This window comes from bacterium (assembly GCA_035505375.1).
Taxonomy (GTDB): Bacteria; Hydrothermota; Tepidihabitantia; order Tepidihabitantales; family Tepidihabitantaceae; genus UBA2258.
In genome coordinates this window covers 1-19,599 of record DATJQV010000063.1, presented here as the reverse complement: position 1 = coordinate 19,599, position 19,599 = coordinate 1, and the positions used below count along the sequence as shown (strand labels likewise).

General features: G+C 61.8%; 17 protein-coding genes and 2 tRNA genes. 13 read left to right on the top strand and 6 right to left on the bottom strand.

The genetic code is table 11. The features are described from left to right. Positions 1-154 precede the first annotated feature (154 nt). The 10 genes from VMH22_09755 to xerD all read left to right on the top strand — a co-directional run bounded on the left by VMH22_09755 (position 155) and on the right by xerD (position 11,503). Positions 155-418, top strand: a complete 264-nt coding sequence (locus VMH22_09755; GenBank protein ID HTW91979.1) for a hypothetical protein — start codon at positions 155-157, stop codon at positions 416-418. Positions 419-633: 215 nt separating this feature from the next. Next, positions 634-1,065, top strand: coding sequence for a GNAT family acetyltransferase (locus VMH22_09750; GenBank protein ID HTW91978.1), 432 nt, complete (start codon positions 634-636; stop codon positions 1,063-1,065). A 42-nt stretch (positions 1,066-1,107) separates the two neighbouring features. Further along, positions 1,108-1,181, top strand: a tRNA-Arg gene (locus tag VMH22_09745). A gap of 82 nt (positions 1,182-1,263) precedes the next feature. Next, complete coding sequence (gene tadA, locus VMH22_09740) at positions 1,264-1,752, top strand: tRNA adenosine(34) deaminase TadA (protein ID HTW91977.1); 489 nt, start codon at positions 1,264-1,266, stop codon at positions 1,750-1,752. A 79-nt stretch (positions 1,753-1,831) separates the two neighbouring features. Further along, positions 1,832-1,918 (top strand) — tRNA-Ser (locus VMH22_09735). 142 nt (positions 1,919-2,060) lie between these two features. Continuing rightward, complete coding sequence (locus VMH22_09730) at positions 2,061-5,381, top strand: immune inhibitor A domain-containing protein (protein HTW91976.1); 3,321 nt, start codon at positions 2,061-2,063, stop codon at positions 5,379-5,381. Between the two features lie 128 nt (positions 5,382-5,509). Further along, positions 5,510-8,215: a hypothetical protein gene (locus tag VMH22_09725; protein ID HTW91975.1), complete on the top strand. Its 2,706-nt coding sequence runs from the start codon at positions 5,510-5,512 to the stop codon at positions 8,213-8,215. Between the two features lie 10 nt (positions 8,216-8,225). Next, the gene (locus VMH22_09720) at positions 8,226-8,909 is read left to right on the top strand and encodes a hypothetical protein (protein ID HTW91974.1); all 684 of its coding nucleotides are present in this window, start codon (positions 8,226-8,228) and stop codon (positions 8,907-8,909) included. A gap of 19 nt (positions 8,910-8,928) precedes the next feature. Then, the gene (nadB, locus tag VMH22_09715) at positions 8,929-10,563 is read left to right on the top strand and encodes an L-aspartate oxidase (protein HTW91973.1); all 1,635 of its coding nucleotides are present in this window, start codon (positions 8,929-8,931) and stop codon (positions 10,561-10,563) included. A gap of 37 nt (positions 10,564-10,600) precedes the next feature. Next, positions 10,601-11,503, top strand: a complete 903-nt coding sequence (gene xerD, locus VMH22_09710; protein HTW91972.1) for a site-specific tyrosine recombinase XerD — start codon at positions 10,601-10,603, stop codon at positions 11,501-11,503. 74 nt (positions 11,504-11,577) lie between these two features. Here the strand turns inward: xerD and VMH22_09705 are convergent, their stop codons facing one another. The 3 genes from VMH22_09705 to VMH22_09695 are packed head-to-tail and all read right to left on the bottom strand — an operon-like array spanning position 11,578 to position 14,902. Then, positions 11,578-11,994, bottom strand: coding sequence for a four helix bundle protein (locus VMH22_09705; GenBank protein HTW91971.1), 417 nt, complete (start codon positions 11,992-11,994; stop codon positions 11,578-11,580). Beyond that, positions 11,995-12,993, bottom strand: coding sequence for a phosphoribosylformylglycinamidine cyclo-ligase (gene purM / locus VMH22_09700; protein ID HTW91970.1), 999 nt, complete (start codon positions 12,991-12,993; stop codon positions 11,995-11,997). 10 nt (positions 12,994-13,003) lie between these two features. Beyond that, a complete protein-coding gene (locus VMH22_09695; GenBank protein HTW91969.1) occupies positions 13,004-14,902 on the bottom strand; it encodes a M14 family zinc carboxypeptidase in 1,899 nt (632 codons plus the stop codon). A 486-nt stretch (positions 14,903-15,388) separates the two neighbouring features. Here VMH22_09695 and VMH22_09690 point away from each other — a divergent pair, with 486 nt between their 5' ends. Next, positions 15,389-15,646, top strand: coding sequence for a DUF4160 domain-containing protein (locus VMH22_09690; GenBank protein HTW91968.1), 258 nt, complete (start codon positions 15,389-15,391; stop codon positions 15,644-15,646). Beyond that, positions 15,639-15,917 (top strand): DUF2442 domain-containing protein, encoded by a 279-nt coding sequence (locus tag VMH22_09685; protein ID HTW91967.1) that lies wholly within the window; start codon positions 15,639-15,641, stop codon positions 15,915-15,917. The genes VMH22_09690 and VMH22_09685 overlap by 8 nt, the downstream gene beginning before the upstream one ends. Before the next feature lie 451 nt (positions 15,918-16,368). Here VMH22_09685 and VMH22_09680 read toward each other — a convergent pair whose 3' ends face one another. Further along, on the bottom strand, positions 16,369-17,160 hold the full coding sequence (locus VMH22_09680) for an FRG domain-containing protein (GenBank protein ID HTW91966.1): 792 nt from the start codon (positions 17,158-17,160) through the stop codon (positions 16,369-16,371). Positions 17,161-17,186: 26 nt separating this feature from the next. Beyond that, complete coding sequence (locus VMH22_09675; protein ID HTW91965.1) at positions 17,187-17,612, bottom strand: hypothetical protein; 426 nt, start codon at positions 17,610-17,612, stop codon at positions 17,187-17,189. 825 nt (positions 17,613-18,437) lie between these two features. On the opposite strand from VMH22_09675, the gene VMH22_09670 reads away from it, so the two are divergent. Continuing rightward, positions 18,438-18,671, top strand: coding sequence for a hypothetical protein (locus VMH22_09670; GenBank protein HTW91964.1), 234 nt, complete (start codon positions 18,438-18,440; stop codon positions 18,669-18,671). Positions 18,672-18,746: 75 nt separating this feature from the next. On the opposite strand, the gene VMH22_09665 is transcribed toward VMH22_09670, so the two are convergent. Next, entirely contained in the window at positions 18,747-18,905 is a 159-nt protein-coding gene (locus tag VMH22_09665) for a hypothetical protein (protein ID HTW91963.1), read from the bottom strand. Positions 18,906-19,599: the final 694 nt, after the last annotated feature.

Sequence of the window (19,599 nt, the reverse complement as noted above, 5' to 3'; positions counted from 1 at the left end):
AAGTCGAGCAAGGTCGGGAAACTATCCGTCATACGATGAGGAAAGTCCCAATTCCCAAGTCTCAATGACCAGTCAATGAGGAAGTACCCAAGGCCCGAATTTCGATTGGGCATTTGCTCATTGGTGCTTTGATACGTGGAGATGAAGAGGTAACATGAGACAGACAATCGTATTCCTGTTCCTGCTCGTTCCCGCGCTGCTTGAGTGCCGGCTGGTCAAGGCGCTCGCGCTCAGGTTGGGCTATCGGACCGGGTCGGACCATGACGGGTTCTCGGGTCTGCGGGCCGGGCTTGGGCTTACTTGGCATGGCATCGGTGTTGACTACCCCTATGCGCCGTACGGCAAGCTCGGCGCGTCCCACCGCATCGCCATCTCCTACCACGGTTCGGCAGTGGCACAAGAGACAGACGAAGAGTAGCGTTCGATGTTTGAGGCCTGAAGCTACAAGTCCCAAGCGCAAGGTCATCATCCAGCGCTGAGCAGCACAAGCGCAAGCTCCGACCCGAATCCGAACCATCCGCGTGATCTGCGGTTGATTCAGGTCCGGGCATAGGTTGACTTCCTTGCATAGTCGGTGAGAATCTAGAGAATGGCGATGGTCGATTGTCGAGTGTCGAATGCCGGGAGGCCGAGTTGAAGGGCCTCGATATACGGCCGTTCGTGATTGAGGATACGGACGGAGTGCTTGAGGTCTGGAGCCTGGCCCGGATGGCGACGCCGGAGCGCAATCCTCGGTCCGAGATTCAGAAGAAGCTGAGACACAGCCCCGAGTCGTTCTTTGTCGGTATGCTTGAGGATAAGGTCGTGTCGACGGTCATGGTCGGGTATGATGGACACCGGGGCTGGATTTACCTCCTGGCGGTCAGGCCCGAACTGCAGCGTAAGGGCATCGGCCGTCAGATGATGGAGTATGCCGAGAACTGGCTGAGAGAACACGGTTGTGTTAAGGTCAAGCTGCAGATTGACGAATCCCGGGGTGACGTGCCCGGTTTCTACCGCAAACTCGGATACGAGGTCCAGCCTCTGGTCAGCATGGGCAAGTGGTTCCGGGCCTCGGATTCTTGACTTTAGCCTCAGAGGCGAATACAATTGGCCAGAAGTTCCAAAGCGCCCGTAGCTCAATTGGATAGAGTGCCGGACTACGAATCCGTAGGTTGCGCGTTCAAGTCGCGCCGGGCGCGTTCCGCGCAGAGGGTCCAAGGGTTCGAGGGTTCAAGGGGTCGAGTCGGCAGCAGGGCCTCTGAACCCCAGAATCTTGGAGCCGTGGAACCCCAGAACCCTTTCCTTGAGCATGAGAAGTGGATGAGGGTCGCGCTTGCCGAGGCCGAGGCCGCGGCCGGCGAGGGAGAGGTGCCGGTGGGGTGCGTGGTTGTGCACGGTGGTCGGATTGTCGGCCGCGGACACAACCGGACCGAAGCCCTGAGAGACCCGACTGCGCATGCTGAGATTATTGCCGTCGGGGCAGCGGCAACGGCAATCGAGAACTGGCGGTTGACCGGGGCAACGGTGTACGTCACGGTCGAGCCCTGCCTGATGTGTACCGGTGCGCTGGTGCTGGCGCGACCGGACCTTGTCGTCTATGGGGCGCGGGACCCGAAGTTCGGATGTCTGGGGTCGCGGTACGATGTCGCCCGGGACAATCGATTCAACCATGAGTTGAAGGTGGCCGAGGGTGTGCTGGCTTCGGAATCGGCAGATTTGCTGAAGAGCTTCTTCCGCGCCCGGCGCACGCGTCAGACGAGGGGCGATTGACCCGTGGCGGCACGCGTAAGCGCAGGATTTGCTCGGGACACGACCCGATTCCCCGGCGGAATCGGTCATGCCCCGCGCTGGAGAGATGGCCGAGTGGACGATGGCGCGTGACTCGAAATCACGTATACTCGCAAGGGTATCGGGGGTTCAAATCCCTCTCTCTCCGTTTCATGAACAAGGGGTTGGGATTTGCGCAGGAACCGGGCAGATCCCTTTCTCTTGGTTTCCAAGGGCACGTGAGCAGTTAGGGGCCAGGACTGACTAGCCGCCTGGTACCAATGACCGGTCAATTCCCAATGGAGGACTCAATGACCAATGACCGAAGCCGGGCTCGACATTTCTGCACTTGGGCGCTGACCGGTAGCTGGATTAAGGTACTCGCCCGTCTGAGTACGATTTCGTTGTTGCTCCTGGTGTCGGTTGCCCCGGCGCGAGAGCTTCGTCTGGTACGTTCGCAGCGGAGGAACTTGCCGGGATCCGAAGAGCAGATACGGCAACTGCTGAAGCAATACACCGTGGTAGACAGCAAGCAGCCCCCCGCGGAGCGGTTTCGGTTCAAGCCGACCGCCGCCCAGCTCGCCCGCATCAAGAAGCTGCAGGCCGGAGGAACCGACACGGTTCGCGTCCTTTGTTTGAGGGTCGAGTTCCAGACTGACACAACGCCGCTCACGACCGGGAACGGCAAGATGGACACCATCGGGTTTCTGACGCCGGATTCAGGCCTGTTCTACGACCCGCCGCACTTCAAGAAGTACTTCGAACGACAGATGCAGGGCTTGCGCAACTACTATCTGGCCCAGTCGCTGGGCAAGCTCTACGTCGAATACACCGTCATGCCTTCGGCGGAGAAGGCCTGCTATCAGTTGCCGCGCGAAATGGAGGCCTACAGCGACACGACCTCCTACGACGCCATCGAGACCGGTCTCGTTCGGCTGATGAGCGATGCGTTCCGGGTCGCTGACGCCGACCCCGAGATACACTTCGGCAACTACGATGAGTTCATCATCTTCCACGCCGGTTCTGCCAAACAATCCGACACCAGGGGGAACTCGCCGTTCGACCTGCTGGCCGGCGAGATTCCGTCGGACGCGATCCAGCTTTACCTCGGCGTTCCCTACATCTCGGTCGATTCCGGCAAGACCCACATCGAGCGCGCGACCGTGCTCCCGGAGATGATGAGGCAGGATACGATGACGTCGGACGGCCAGGTTGACGTCCTGGGGATGACCGGACTAGGGGGGACGCTTTGTCACGAGTTCGCGCACTTGCTCGGAGCTTACGACCTCTACGATATTACCGGGATTACGATGGGCGTGGGCGGGTGGAGCTTGATGGGCTATGGCGCCTGGCTCGGAGACTATGGGGCCGGTTCGCCGCCGGGCGTGATACCGGGGTCCTGCGATGCGTTCACGCGCACGCTCTTCCTTGACACCATTCATGATGTGAAGACCGTAAGAGTTCCGCTGGAGTCGATTCCAATCTATGCAATGGAGATGGATACATCCCTGTTCGGCCAGCGCGGTGACACGGCCCGGCCGACAATCGTGAAGATACCGATAAACTCCAGCGAGTACTTCCTGATTGAGAACCGGCAGGCGGACGCGCGCGACCCGGATACGATTACGGTCAACGACAGCGACGGGGTCGTCGTGTCGGTGGCGCACAATGAATACGATTTCTTCCAGCCCGGTTCGGGTCTGCTGATCTGGCACATCGACCAGACGAGCCTCGACGAATTCGGGCTGAGTAATGCGGTAAACGCATACGTCGGTGCAGGGGGTCCGGAGCACAAGGGCGTTACCCTCGAAGAGGGCGACGGCGTGCAGGACTTTGACGTGCCCTACTGGGAGTCGCGCGCGCCGCTCTACGAGCTTTATGGGTACAAGTACGACCCCTTCTTCAAGGGCGGGTACAACGACCGGTTCTGGGCTCAATCCAACCCCAGCTCGGACGCGTACACAGGAAAGAGCTACATCGACGTAACCCTGCTCGGAGCCGCGGAAACGACCCGGACGCTTAAGGACACGGTGATACCGGTCAACGTCAATTGGGACCTCTACCAGCCGGGATTTCCGAAGGCAATGGGTGCCGCACCGATCCTCTCCGCGTTCGCCGCGGACATGGACGGCGACGGGAAGAACGAGATTGCCGCTATCGACACGACCGGGTTTCTGGAGATCTGGCGCGCCGACGGCTCGGTCATACGCGCGCTCAATACCGGGGTTTCAACTCACGCCGGCATCGCCGTCGGCGACGTGACCGGCGACGCGAAACTCGAGGTCGTGACGGCAAGCGGCGACACGCTCATCCGGGTCATACCGGTCTCGGGTGCGCCGACCCGCATCAAGGTCGGCGGGGCGGTGTTCGCCGCCCCGACGCTCGCGGACATCGACGGTGACGGCAAGAAGGACATCATTGTCGGCTCGACCGACATGCGGCTGTATGCGTGGAAGGGCGACGGGACCCTGCTGCCCGGTTTCCCGGTAAGCGTCGGCTCGGAGATTCGCGCGCCGGTCGCGGTGACCGATACCATCCGGCCGCAGATTGTCGTGCTTGGCGGCGACAGCCGGCTGTTCCTGTACAATTCGGACGGGACGCTGGCGCCGGGGTTCCCGGTAGTGCTGGGCCATACACCCTACTACTGCACCGCGCAGCCGGTGGTGGCTGACTTCGACCGGGATGGGACCAAGGAGATAGGGGTTGTTGCCGGAGGCGACCACGACTTCCGTTTCTATGTCGTCGGGCTGGACGGTACGGTCAAGTATCAGTCGCAGGAGTTCATCCGCAGTCCCTTTGCGGGCACGGTGGCCGCCGCCGACATGAACGGCGATGACTACGTGGATGTGCTGGCCGCTTCGACCAACAATCTGTTCGCGCTCAACCACAACGCGACACTCGTCAGCAACTACCCCTTCAAGCAGGATTCGACCTACTTGCTCTACGCGGTGACCCAGAACCCGTACTACGCATATCTTGATACGATTCGTTTCTACTTCGATTATTTCTCTTCACCGATTGTCGCGGATGTGGAAGGTAACGATACCTCGGACGTGATTATCGGCTCGCCCAAGTACGGCCTGCTCGGGTTCAACGGCAGGACCGGCCGGCCGCTGCAATTCTTCCCGTTGATGACGACCGCCAGCATCAGTGCGACGCCGCTCGCCGTCGACTTGGACGGGGACGGCAAGATCGAGCTGGCCGTGGGCAGCGACTCCGGCATGTTCTACGTCTGGAAGATGCCCGGCTCGGCCTCAGGCATCAAGTGGGCGTGCGCTTACCACGACGCCTGCCACACCGGCCTGATTCCTGAATCGGAACTCCCGCCCTGGACGCCGCGCGCCCACACCGATTCTCTTGTCGCGAAGCTGTACGTCTGGCCGAACCCGGCGGGCACCTCCGTGAACGTGCGCTACCACGTGAACGATGCCGACCAGGTGAAGCTGCGACTGCTGGACCTGAGCGGCGAGCCGGTCGGCGCGGAGATCGACGGTCGGGCAGTCAAAGACGCCGATAACGAGACCGCGGTCGACCTCAAGCAGACCCCACCCGGTACCTACATCGTCAGACTGGAGGCCAAGGGGCTGGGCCTGCGTCAGGTGAAGTTCACGAAGCTGGCAGTGATACGGTAAAACTCGAATGACGAAGTTCGAATGACGATTGAATGAGGGCAAAACCCGGAATCCGAATTCGTCATTTCCACTTTCTCTCTTCTCCTTGCTTTGTCCTTTGTACTTTGTCCTTGGCGCTTTCTCTGTCCTTGGCGACAGGGCCGGCTGACCTCATCAAGCTGCGGACTCCTGAAAACCCGAGACCGCTGGCAAACGGGCACGTGGTGCCGCCCAGACACGCGAGACGCGGCATGGGACAAGGCGCGGCCGGCGAAGGGCTCGGCGTCGACGCTGTCCTCAAGGATGACTTTGTCTGCGACGATGATACGGCGAGCGGATGCCCACAGCTGATGCCGAAGGTCGGCGTGGACTCGTTCGGTGACTTCGTCGTGAGCTGGTATGAGTTCCGTGACGGCGATGCCGATGCGTGGTTCCAGCGGCTCGATTCCGTCGGCAACAAGATCGGGGTCAACGAACGGCTTAACACGGACATTACGATGGGCTGGCAGGGCGACCCGCAGAGCGCAATGGGACCGGACGGTCGCAGCCTGTTTTCCTGGGAGGACCGACGAGACATCGGCAACTCCGATCTCTTTGCGCAGCGGTTCGATGCTGCCGGAAACCGGCTCGGAGACAACTTCCGAGTCAGCGACTCGGCCGCGCCGGGTGACCAGAGCATGTCCGGGGCATGGATCGCGCCGAACGGAGTGGCCCTGGTGGCGTGGGACGACCGGCGGTATGGTCTGTCTGGTGATATCTTCGCGCAGTTCCTCAACCCCGACGGCAGTTTCATGGACACAAATTTCCGGGTTAACGACGACCCGGTGGGATACGCGAACCAGTACGAGCCGAAGGTATCCGGTGACAGTTCGGGACGGTTCGTGGTCGTCTGGGAAGACGGCAGAGGCCAGGGCAATTCGGACTGGAATATCTTCTGCCAGCGATTCAACTCGCAGGGGCAAAGACTCGGCAGCAATATCCAGGTAACGACCGATGACAGCATCCAGTGGACGCCCCGGGTCTCGTGCGGATTGAACGGCGCGTTCGTGGTAACGTGGGACGACAACCGAAACGGCAACTGGGACGTGTACGCCCAGCGCTACGATGCCGGTGGTAGTGCTCTGGGCCAGAACTTCAAGGTCAACGACGACAACGGCAGCACTGACCAGCTCAGCTCCGGGGTCTCCGTGAACAAGTATGGCGAGTTTATGGTTGTCTGGACCGACGGTCGGGGCGGCAACTACGACGTGTATGCGCGGCGATATGATGCAAACGGAATTGCGTCAGGCCCGAGTTTCAGGCTCAATGACGTCAGCGCCGGGGCTCAGACCGACCCCGGCATCGGCGCGAGGCCGGATGGCGGGTACTGGGTCGCCTGGTCGGACGCACGCTCCGGCGACGCCGACGTTTACTGTCAGCGGCTTGCCCGCGACGGCAGCAAGGTCAAGGCCAATTTCCGTATCAACGACGACCACGGCAGCGCGCTCCAGCGCTGTTCGTCCATCGGCATGGACGTGCACGGACGCATTTGCATCGCCTGGGAAGATGAGCGGAACGGCGCGACGGACATCTACCGGTGTGTCACCGACTCAGCCGGGAACCTCATCGGCGCCAACCTGCGGCTCAATGACGATGGTCCGGGCGGGGCAGACCAGTACTATGCGGGGGTAGCCGGAGGCAAGGGCCGGTTCCTTGCGGCGTGGACTGACATGCGGGCGGGTCCGGATTCCACCGACATATATGCTCAGTACATGGACGCCGACGGTGCGCCTATCGGTGGCAACTTCCGGGTCAATTCTGATGCCACGGGTGCTTCGCAGTGGTACCCCTATCCGGCAATGGATTCGAACAACGACGCGGCAATAATCTGGATGGACACGCGCGACGGCCCGTACAAGATCTACTGCCGCCGGTACGATCCGAGTGGCAATCCCCTCGGACCGGAGTGGTCAGTGCAGGACACCACCGCCGACGGCGAATACGGCAGCCTGGCGATGAACCGGCAGGGTCGGTTTGTCGCGGCGTGGATGGACTCCCGCGACTCGCTGACCGGTTCAGACGCCTACTGCCAGGCGTACCGCGTTGACGGCTCGCCGGTGGGTCGCAACATCCGGGTGAATACCGATGCCGGCAACACGTACCAGGGCTACCCGGCGTGCGCGATTGACGAACAGGGCCGGTTTGCCGTCGCCTGGGAAGACGGACGAAACGGCGGCTACGACGTCTACCTTCAGTGGTTCGATTCGACCGGAGCCAGGCTGGGTGAAAACGAGCGAGTGAACGACAACGTTACCCTGACTGACGCCTACTCGCCGAGCTGCGCGTTCGCTCCGGACGGCAGGCTGGCCGTGGAGTTCAACGACGAACGAGACTTTCCGGGATGCCCGCAGATTTACTGCCAGCGGTTCCGGCCCGACCGCACGCGAATCAGCCACAACCAGATGTTGAACGACGCCAGGTTGTTTCCACACAACTATCACTGGACCGTGGGGCAGAGCGTCGTCGCCAGCGGCAACGTGCTGGCATTCGCCTGGACCGACAATCGCCGGCATCAGGGCTTCGATATCTACGCCAAGCTGACCGACTGGAATCTGGTCGGGGTTGAAGACGGACCAGCGACCGGAAGCAGGCTTGCCGGCCGGCCGAGTATCGTAGGGCACTACGGCCACCTGAAGGTCGACCTGCGGTCGCCGACCGGTGTGGCCGTGCTCTATGATGCTTCCGGCAGGCAGGTGCGACGGGTATCGTCGACGGCGCGGCACGAGCTGGACCTGAGTGGCGTCAGCGGCGGCGCGTATTTTCTTGTAACACGTGACGGCGCTGATGTCGGATGCCGCAAGGTCGTCATCGAATGAGAGGGGAAACATGATCTGCAATACATTGTTGGCAATGATGATTGTTACCGCCCAACCGCAGCCTTCGTGGTCAATTCAGTCGTCAATCGGGACGCCCGCGCCGAAGCAGTCTTCTCGCGGCACCGCCATACTGGCTTCCTGGGCTCTGCCCGGGACTGGCCAGATGATGCTCGGCAATGCGAAGCGCGGCGAGGCATTGCTCTGGCTGGACGGCGCGCTCTGGGCAGTCTGGTCGGGATTCTCATGGGCCAGCTCCGCACGCGAGCATGATGCTCGGCTCTTCGCCGCAAACGAGGCCGGCGCCGACCTTGCCGTCAAGGAGTCGCGCTACTACAAGGCGCTGGAGCAATACGACAATGCCGATCTGTACAACGAGCAGGTGCGGGCCGACGCGCGGGATGCGTATCCCGATGACCCGGCCCTGCAGCACGCCTACTACGAGAGCCACGGCTATTTCGGGTCACAGGCCTGGACCTGGAGCTCGGATTCGGCCCGGTTTCGGTACTACCGAACCAGGAGATCGGGCCGTACCGCTGCGCTCGACGCCCAGTTTGCCGTCGGGGCTCTGGTGCTCAATCGGCTGGTGAGCTTCGTCGACTGTGCGTTCTTCGCCGGCCGGGACGGTTCAACTTCACGGGTCGAGCTCCGCCCCGGCGATGTCGAGCCGGGGGTCAAGGTCTGCTACCGGTTCTAGCACTCGATCCCTCAATTCCTTGATTCCTGAATCACTTTCCTGCGACTTCCTTGTTATCGGCTCGGGCATGGCCGGGCTCTGGTTCTCCCATCGTGCGGGCCGACACGGGTCGGTCCTGCTCGTCACCAAGAAGGCGGACACGGAATCGAACACGAACTACGCCCAGGGCGGAATTGCGGCGGCAGTGGCATCCGATGACAGCGCGCAGCTTCATTACGAGGACACGCTCCGGGCCGGCGCCAGCATCGCTCATCCCGATGTCGTCAGGCTGATAACCGAGGCCGGGCCCGGGCTCGTGCGCGAGCTGTTCAGCCTGGGCGTGCCATTCAATACTTACGCTGACGGGTCGGGGAACGAGCATTTCGACCTCGGACAGGAGGGCGGCCACCGCCGCCGCCGCATCGTCCACGCTCAAGACTTCACCGGCGTCGAGATAGAGCGCGGCCTGCTTGGGGCGGTAAGGGCCGACCCGAAGGTGACGATGCTTCAGGAGCACTTCGTCGTGGACCTGGCACTGAGCGGCGACGGCCGCTGCTGCGGTGCGTTCGTACTCGACACGTCCAGCGGCAGCGTGGAGTTCGTCCGGGCGCGCATGTGCCTGCTTGCGACCGGGGGCATGGGGCAGGCATGGCTGCACACCACCAACCCGGAGATTGCGACCGGTGACGGAGTCGCGATGGGCTATCGAGCCGGGGCGAGAATTGCGAACATGGAGTTCGTGCAATTCCATCCGACCTCGATGTACGGACATCGACTTGAGGGCCGCGCCTTTCTCATTTCCGAGGCCGTCCGAGGCGAGGGGGCAATCCTCCGGACGCGCGACGGCCACGCGTTCATGCCCGAGTATCACCCGGATGCGGACCTGGCACCGCGCGACGTGGTGGCGCGGGCGATAGCCACGGAGTTGAGATTGCGCGGCGGCGACTACGTGTTGCTCGACGCAACGCACCTGGACCCGACGCGGCTCCGCGAGCGGTTCCCCAACATCAGCGAGACCTGCCTCAAGCTCGGCATCGACATCACGCGGCAGCCGATTCCGGTCGTGCCGGCCGCGCACTACATCTGCGGCGGAATCGAGACCAACGACTGGGCCGAGACGTCGGTCCCGGGACTCTTTGCAGCGGGCGAGTGTGCTTGTTCCGGCCTGCACGGAGCGAATCGGCTCGCCTCGAACTCGCTGCTCGAAGCGCTGGTGATGGCCGACCGGGCAGCGGAACGGGCAGCACGGGAAGTCCAGAGTACAGAGTCCAGAATCCAGAATCTAGAGTCCAGAGTCCAGAGTCCAGAAAGCCGACAGCCCTCAGCCAGCCGACAGCCGACTTCCGATGAACGGGTCGCCGAGCTGCGCCGTCGGCTGCAGAGCCGGATGTGGCAGAGTGCCGGGATTGTGAGGACCGATGCCGGCCTGGCCGAGGCGCGTCTAGAGCTACGACAGTTGACAGCCGAAGCCGAGAGTCTGGCGTCATCGGTCGCCGGGATGGAGCTGCGCAACCTGCTGGCCGTGTCGTTCCTCGTCGTCGAATGCGCGCTGCGAAGGCCCGAGTCGAGAGGCCTGCACTGCAATGAAGACCACCCGAGGCCGGATGACCGATACCAGCATGATACGGTCATCAGCGGGGCAGAAGAACGGGTCAAGGCTGAGGCCGAGGTTTAGACAGGACGCGAGTCCTTCCGAATCTCGACCTCAACCTGTGGCCGAGGCGGCTCGGCAGCTACTGGATCGGTTCGTCAGCTATCTGCTGGTTGAGCGAAGCGTCACTCGCGCGTCGGCCGACTGCTACCTTGCCGACCTGAAGCAGTTCTTTCTGGCCGTGCCCGAGGCGGCCGAGCGACCGGCCGCCACCAGCCGGCATACGCTCCACGACTACGCCCGGAAACTCGGCAGCGCCGGGTTGGCGACCACAACTGTGGCTCGCAAGCTTGTGTCAATACGCCTGTTCTTCCGCTTCCTCGCGTCCGAGCAGATGATGACGATCAATCCCGCCGATGACATTGACCTGCCCAAGCAGCGGCGCAAGCTGCCGAGCGTCCTGACCCAGGACGAGATAGCGAAGCTGATCGAAGCGGCGGGCAGTGCGCCGGATCGGTTCTGGGCCCTGCGCAGCAAGGCAATGCTGGAAGTGATGTACGGCAGCGGTCTGCGGGTGTCGGAGTTGCTGGGGCTGGGCACCGGGAGCATATCGCTGACCGAGGGATTCCTGAGGGTGATGGGGAAGCGAAGCAAGGAGCGGGTGGTTCCGCTCGGGCAGCCGGCCATCAAGGCGGTGCGTGATTACCTAAGCGCGGCTCGGCCTCACTATGCGGGAAGGAAGACGAGCCCGAGCCTGTTCCTGAATCAACGCGGTGGCGCGCTGTCGCGGATGGGGTTTCTCAAGATACTCCGTTCCTGTGTCGCGCTGGCGGGCATCAAACGCCGCGTGACGCCGCACACGCTCCGGCATTCCTTTGCCACGCACCTGCTCGAAGGCGGGGCAGACCTGCGTGCGGTGCAGGAGATGCTCGGGCATTCGAACATCGCCACGACCCAAATCTACACTCACGTTGACCGGGAATACCTGAGAGAGACCCACCGGACCTTTCACCCGCGCGGATGACCGGAGAAGGGATCGGGGGCCGGGGGTCGGGGATCGGGTTAGACCGAGATATCAGGACGCCGTGGCCAGCCGGCCTACCGCGGATTCAGCGCTCGGATGAGGGCGTTCAGCAATCTGCCGACCAATCCAGCTTGGTTGCACGCGACAGCCACTTGTTCCTGAGTCACGAATTCAAGTTGGGTCAGCAGTGCGAAGTAGGTTTCCAGTTCTGCGAGAGATCCCCGGCTCATGGACAGATGATTGAGGAATACCTTGCGGTGTTGCGAGCTGTGACCTTCAGCGATGTTGGCCGGGACCGAAACCGCAGCCCGTGTCATTTGCAGGGACAGTCCGAACTCCTCGTTGCGCGGTAGCTCTTTGGTGAGTTTGTAGGTGAGCCGTACAAGGGTCATCGCCTCCTGCCAGACCTTCAAGTCCCGGTAGTCTCGAATGTCCTGGCTCGGTCGGGATTCGGGTACCCCGGTCCCTGACCCCTGATCCCCGGTCCCCATTCAGATGACCGACACGCCGAAGGTGCCGCGGACGGCCTTGCCGATGACGCGGCTGCCCGGCACAGAATCGAGTATTCGGTCGGCCTGCTTGGGCGCGACCATGAGGACCATGCCCATGCCCATGTTGAATGTCCGGTACATCTCTCCGTCCGGTACGCTGCCGAGGCGTTGAATCAGCGCGAATATCGGCAACGGCCTCCAGCTCGACTTGTGGATGATGACCGAGACCTCGCCTGGTAACAGGCGGGTGATATTGTCGTAGAAGCCGCCGCCGGTGATATGGGCCAGCGCGTGGACGCGGCCGAGCAGGCGATAGACCGTCTCGAGGTACGACCGGTGCGGCCGAAGGAGTTCTTCTCCGATTGTCAGAGCTAGCCCTTTGACCCGCGAGCCGACCTTCAGCCCGGCCTTGTCAAAGAGCACCCGACGGGCCAGCGAGTAGCCGTTGGTGTGCAGACCGGAGGATGGGAGGCCGATTACCACGTCGCCGGGCGCGACCCGCGTGGCGTCGATGATCCGGTCTCGCTCGACGGTCCCGACGATGAATCCGGCGAGGTCAAAGTCGCGCGGCCGGTAGATGTCGGGCATCATCGCCGTCTCGCCGCCGACCAGGGAAACGCCATTGTCGCGGCAGGCCTTGCCCAGTCCCTTGACCAGCTCAAGCAGGTGCTCGGGCGAGAGCTTCGAGTGGGCGATGTAGTCGAGGAAAAAGAGCGGCCGCGCCCCAAGGGTGAGGATATCATTGACCGAGTGATTGACGATGTCGATGCCGACGGTGTCGTAGCGGCCGCACATGCGGGCTACGACCAGCTTCGTGCCGACGCCGTCGCAACTCGCCACCAGCACCGGGTCGCGCAGCTTGGGGACGCGGCAGAGCGAGCCGAACAGCCCGACTTCGGAGAGAACCTGCGGTCCGTAGGTGGAGCGGGCGATGCCGGCAATCCGGCGCTTGACCGCATCCATGGCGTTGATGTCGACACCGGCGTCACGATACAACATGAAGACTCCTCTAGTGCACGATGCTTACACGGGTTGTGGCGGTGTTCCCGGCCGCGGTGAGGCGGCAGAAATAGATGCCGGCCGGTACGCGGGTGCAGTCCCACACATACGGGCCGGAGACGGCACTCATCGCCATCCGGGTTCCGTCAATTGCGAAGATGTCGAGGCGGCCGACGGCAGCCGCCGGTTTGGGGCTGAAGCGAACGCGGTCTACGGCCGGAATTGGCGCCGCGGTGAGCCGTAATGAACAGGCAGGCGGCGCGAATGCGGTCACGGGCCGACGCCAGTTCGGAGCCGAGAATTCCACACCCTGATTGTACATGCGACCGGCATCGGTGAAAGACAACTCAAGGCGGAGCGGCACGAACGTTCCGCGGGCGATAGTGCCGGACGTGCGGATGTGGAACTGCGTCGCATGGTCATCGACCGTGCTCGAGCGCAGAACGTTGGGAAACGAGAGGCCCGAGTCCAGCACCTGCACGTCGGGGCTTTCCGACACCAGCCTCGCAGTAATCGCGTAGGCCGAGTCCATCGGATGGACTGCCCGGTTCCTGAGCGTGAACCAAATGCCGGAGAGCTCATTCGGGTCAATGCGGCCGTTACCGTTGCCGGTGACCGAGTCATCCAGCACCGAAGATGCCACATCGAACCAGGCTCCGGCCACCCGCGTCAGGTAGTACAAATTGGGGATGTTCAGGTTGCACTCGTTCCTGATGTAGCTCGAGTCCAGCCAGCCGTACCAGAAATCGTAAATCCCGAGTTCGCAGTTGAAGGCGTAGGATGAGAACTTGCCCGCGGTGTCCGAATACTCCCAGTCGGTCGACATGCCGTTGCAGGGGTATATGGTCGTACAAATCTGCCCGGTCTGTGACAGGGGGTAGTGGTTGTTTGCCTGGAATGTGTCTACCATCTCTGCGAGCATCGCCCGGTCCGGCGGCGGGTTGACCGTGCAGCCCCACGGGTACATGTTGTACCGGCCGAAACTGTGCAGGTCCATGCACGTGCGGGGCCTGTGCGCAAGCAGGAAGTCGCGTATCACCTGAGTTTCAGGCTCGCTGAACGGCGCCGGGCCGCGATAGGTTTCGTCCCAGGGATGGCCAGTCGAGCCCTCGTTATCGGCGCCCCACTTGTAGCCGAAGTTGCGGTTCAGGTCGACGCCGATGTCCGGAGGCACCGGGCTGCGGCGGTTCTTGCGCCAGTTCGCCTCATCTCCGCCCGAATCCGAGTTGTAGACGTAGCCGTCGGCATTCACGACCGGAATGATGTACACCTCGCGGTTATTGACGAGCCACGTCGTCATAGAGTCCCTGCCGTACTGAGTCAGGAGGCGCTCGGCGAACGCGACACAGGCGCTGGTCGCCATCGGTTCGCGGGCGTGAATCGCCCCTTCCACGTAGAAGGCCGGCTTATTCTCGGTGGAATCCACGTCGGATGAGACCTTCAGGACCCAGATGTTCCGATTCTCGTAAGACAGCCCCGCGCTTGTCAGCTTGCAGATGGAAGGATAGGTCGAGGCCAGCGCGGCGAGCGAGTCCTCAACCTGATAGTAGGTCAGATAATAGCCGAAGCCGCGACCCGAGGCGGGTTCGCCGGATTGGACATCCGTTTGCCCAGTATGCTGTATGCTGTATGCAGTATGCTGGCCTCGGCGCTCTTGGCGGTTTGCAGGTTCGAGGTCCTGCCGCTGTCGGAGACCGGTCATCTCGCGGAACTTCTGCCGGATGTCCGGATAGGTCACATCCGCGAGCAGGCCCGCGGCCCGAATCTGCTTGAGTTGAGACGAATCGGTGTCAATCACAAGATACCCGCCCAGTGTGTCTTTGACCCACGTGCACACGTCCAGCTCGCCCGCGAGGTCGCCCAGTTGCCGGAGGGTCCGGACGTCATCAAAGTAGACCCGGGCCTCCATGCGGACTGGGACATGAGTGACAAAATGGGGACTGTCCCTTCGCAGGGTCCTGTGCGAATCTGAGGGACTGTCCCCCTTTTGCCCAAACGCCGGCCGTGTAGCGGCCAGCAGCAAGACGGTCAGGGTGGTGAATACGAAAAGGCGCAGCGGTCCTCCTGAAAGGGAACTGACTCAGCAGCCCGACTGGGGCTGACAACGGCCACAGCCAACGACACATTCTATCCCAGTCCGAACCGTGGTCAAACACGGAGCCGCGAACGCGGCCGGAATCCGGCCTGCGGCTCATGCATCGGAGTTTGCGGCTTAGGGCTTGAGCTTGTGCTTGGGCTGCGATGAAGTCCTGATCTCGTGTGTCTGAAGCTGTCGGCGGTTAACTGTGGGCGGGCAGTAGCTGTCGACTGGTAGCTGTAAACTGGCATGACGCGCGGGCGGAATTGGGGAGAGGCCTGGCTTGACCGACTGCGACGTCCTGCTATTCTGCTCTTGATGCCCACGATTCTGCTGATACTCGGCTGGCGGTTCTACTTCTACTCTAACGAGCGGAATGAACCGATTCACGTCCACTGCAGCAAGGCCGACGCCGAGGCGAAGTATTGGCTCGACGTCGAAGCGTACGAGATAGCCGAGGCCTACGCCTATGGCATGAGCCCGGCCGACCGCAGGATGGTCCGGAGCATCATCTTCCAGCACTTCGACTATATCGTGTCGGAGTGGGCTCGTTTTCAGGAACTGAAGAATGACTAAGGCACACGAAGTCCGTGACGTCAGGATGAGTGGCACGACGCTGACCATGATGGTAGATGGCCGGCAATGCCGGTTCGACCTGGCGAAGGCATCAAAGCGGATCGCCCGGGCCACGCAACGCCAGCGGGACAACTTCGAGCTCTCGCCGTCAGGCTACGGCATCCACTGGCCGGAACTCGACGAGGACCTGACGATTGACGGCCTGCTCGGCGTCGTCCACGCACCCGAGAGTGCGACCGCTCCGGCTGCCGCTGACCGGCCTCGTTCCTAGCTCAGCCCGCGCCCCCGATCCGCGGTCAGCGTCCAGCTTGAACCTGAGGTTGAAGCTTGAGCTTGTGCTTAGGCTGCGACGCAGATCCGCGTCGTCTCTCTACCTTAGCCTCGACCTCAACCTTGCGGCAAAGCCGCGGCCAACCGCCAATCTACAATCGTCAATCTAGAATCTACGATGGCCTTGATGGCCGGGCGGAACGGGGGCGTGGCCCGATGTTGAACGCGGGCGCGTCCGAACCTATTTAGTATCGTGTCCCCGTTTCTCCCCTGGGTCGGCTAATCTAAAATCGGAAATCCACAATCTAGAATGGATTGGCTCGCCCTGCCCGCCAATCGGCAATCAACAATCTGGAATCTAGAATGGGATGGTTGTCCCGAAGCTTCCCGAAATACGGTGCCTGTACCTGGTTCCCCTCCCATGTTCCCCTTGTGCCGGGGCGCGCGACGAACTAGTAGTTGTCGACAACCAGCGAGGTGTTGCAGAACTTGGCGGCGCCGTAGAGATCTGGGAAGAGCGTGACGTGATTAATGTTCATCCGGTTCAGCGACCGCAGGCAATCGTGACGATTGCCATCTGGGACCGTGATCTTTATGCAGTAAGCATCTGACTGGCCCTTGAAGCTAGACCGCACCCATGATTCTATGTCGATGCCGCTTGGTGCGCGAGTGAAGAGCCCGCCTTGGCTTACAAGCCGAGGATTATCGTTGGAAAGGGGCGTAACGAATTCCACCACCGGAGCGCGACCTGGGGTGTTGGCGCGTGTGTGTTCCGTACGGATTTGGGCAGATCTTAACTCCACCGCCGTTCGATGTAGCGCATACACCGCGCGCCTGGGCGTCTGCGGCCTGCCCTCGTTCATGAATGCGAAGAACGCCGCCGCGAACGGGGAACTCGTCCAATCAAGCAGCGGTGTGGCCAGTCCATGGTGCTGTCCTAGCGCCCACATGTCGTTCTCACCCAATTCCGGCGGGTTAGGACCTCGCCGGCCTCTCGTGGCGTACCTGAAGGCCCCAAGGTGGTTTTCAGCAACGTTGCCGCGCCTGCCGAAGGCCACCTTTGGGATTTCTCGGTCAAGTGTAGGTACGAGCTTCCAGTCATCGCAACGCTGCCCTCGCCACACGTATGCGCTAAGGTTTAGGTACTGCTCCACGAGCTTTCCGTACGTGTGCCATCCTATCAGCTCGTAGTTCTTGATGCCGTCGATGACAGGGGATTCTACCCATCTGGGTCTATTGGGCATGGTCGTCGCTGGCTAGGTTGCTCCGTCTACCAATTGCTGTAGAACCACGCCAGACGCCCGCCGTCGCCTATGCGCTGTTTCTTCCTCCGGAGTACCTTGGTCCTGGCGAGATTCGAGAGCGGCCATGTTAGGTCGGCGTGCTTCAACACATAGCCCCGCTCGGCAAGGGCCTGCAGTATCTCGGGAGAGGATCGCTGTTGGTCAAAGAAGCCGTCTTCGACCAGTTCCTTCAATCTAGCAAGCGGGCCGGGCCTGGTTGACTCGCGCTGGGTGGGTCTCTTGGCAGGTGGCTGCGTGCGTCCAACTGAAACGCAGGTGCCGTCAGTCAGAACTAGGTCCAGGACCTTCGGGAACGCGACAGCCCTTAGTGTCGGGTCGCGGAGTACCTCCACTATGCGTTCAGCTTCAGCAACAGCCGCAGACAAGTCTATCTTGGCACTCGGTTTCGCCAAAGTAATCCTCCTCATGGAAGTTCCCGGGCAATTCCGGAGACATGGCGTACAGTTTTGTTCCCGTCAATGCCACACGGGGTTTGCGGTTCACCATCGGGCGAATACTACTGCTGCAGGTTTAGAAGTCAAGCCGACTGGTCGGCGGCGGGCGGAGGGGAGAAGTCCGGGTCGGGTTCGTAGCGCGTCTTGAACTCGACAATGGCCTCGGCCTAGTCCTCGGATTCCGCCAATCTACAATCGACAATCCGCAATCTGCAATGCCTCGTGGGGTGTCCTGAAGCTCCCCGAAATAGGGTGCCTGTCCCTCACGCTTGGACAGACCGGGTCTGGTTGACAGCCCGTGCGGATGGCCGTAGAATTGCTTTGTGGCCCCGGTTGAGCTATCTCGACCCCGCGACTCGCGTCATAGAAGCTGTTTGGCGTCCACCCAATGCGCGAGCCAAGTCGGAAGGCAAGAAGTCGCTGAGAGACCCCAATTCGGGAAGCCTGCGGGCCATTATGAAATACGTCATCGGCGCGGCGAACAGGCAAGACGAAACACTTCGCCACGTACGCTGATGGCAACCCGGCTGCCATTGGCCGGGTTTTAAGGAGGAATACGTGATGAACGTCCGTCGCCTGCCCATTAGCGGCTAGCCCGCTTCTGGGTAAGGAGGATACGTGTTCGCCCGGTCGTCCTCCCGACCGGTCCTCGCGAAGAACGAGGATGCCCGGCTGATCGCCGTCGACGGCGGCCAGCCTCAGAAGGCAACTCCCAATCAGCGACAGCCCATAGCAACAACCTCACGGACGGACCATCGTCTCAACGATGTCCTTCCGGGTGTCATGCTCATTGGCTGTAGCGTAGAGGTGAAGGTGGTCGTGACTACCCCAAACCCCACGCCTCCAGTCAGCGATTCCATCCCAGCCACCAAGCTGGATGGCTCTCTGCGCCGACTGGCCATCGTCCTGGTGCTGATTGTGGTAGCCCTGGGGCTGACCCTGTTGATGGTCAAGCTCGCCGGGCCACAGGGTGCGCGCGACCTGCTGGCAGCCTGGCTCCAGATAATCTCGCGGTAGTCGCGTCCCTGCGTGCAACGCTGGGTGAAGACAGATAGCACTCAGCGCGTGCCTGCGACCGTCCATCTGGACGGTCTAGTGGGCGTCGTCGTCGGGAGGAGGGGAGAAGTCCGGGTCAGGTTCGTACCGAGTCTTGGCCTCGACCTGAGCCTCAACCTCTTCCAGCGCCTGCTTCATCTTCCTGAGATAGTCGTCAGGCAGTATGACCGGATGCCAGCGGTTCGGTTTGGCCATCACGGGATTCTAGGATTGCGGGTCTGCAAGTCAAGGCAGCGGGATGTGCCGACCGACAGCTAACGGCTGACAGCCGGCGGCGTCCGGTGACTGGGAACTGGAAACTGAGAACTGGTCACTCGCGGACTACGTCCGCGCTGGCTTAAGCTTGTGCTTGTGCTGCCGCAGAAAGCGTTGACAATCCCCCGCCTCCCTCCCGGCTTCCCCAACTCATCCGGGGGGTAGTCCCCGGATGGCTTACAGGGACAGTCCCCGGTTAGGTCTGGTTAGAAGTCCGGGAATGTTTCGCGGGTGCAGTGCTTCAGTGCATCCGATGGCTAACCGGGAAGATGACCCCAGAGCCAGCCCATCATCTGGTTTCAAGAGCAGCACCAAGTGGCCCGCCGGTGACTGCTGTGGGTAGCGTCCCGGGGGTGGGGGGGGAAGCAGGGTCCAGCCCAGCCTATACTCCAGTGCGTGAAAGTGTTAGGTTCGTTTCCGGGTTGACCATGGGTTGTCTCTTGGGGCAAGCGTGGCGGAAATGCTGTTGAAAGTGAGCGCGGCTAGTGGTTGAGGATGAGTGAGTTAAGTCTGTTTTCTCTGCTGTATTCTCGTGCATGGCTACCTTGCATGAGAAGTCGACCTGCTGTCGAGCGAAGGTGTACCGGTTTGGTGGCAAGCGCCGGCGTTGTACATGTTGTGGTCAGACGTGGTC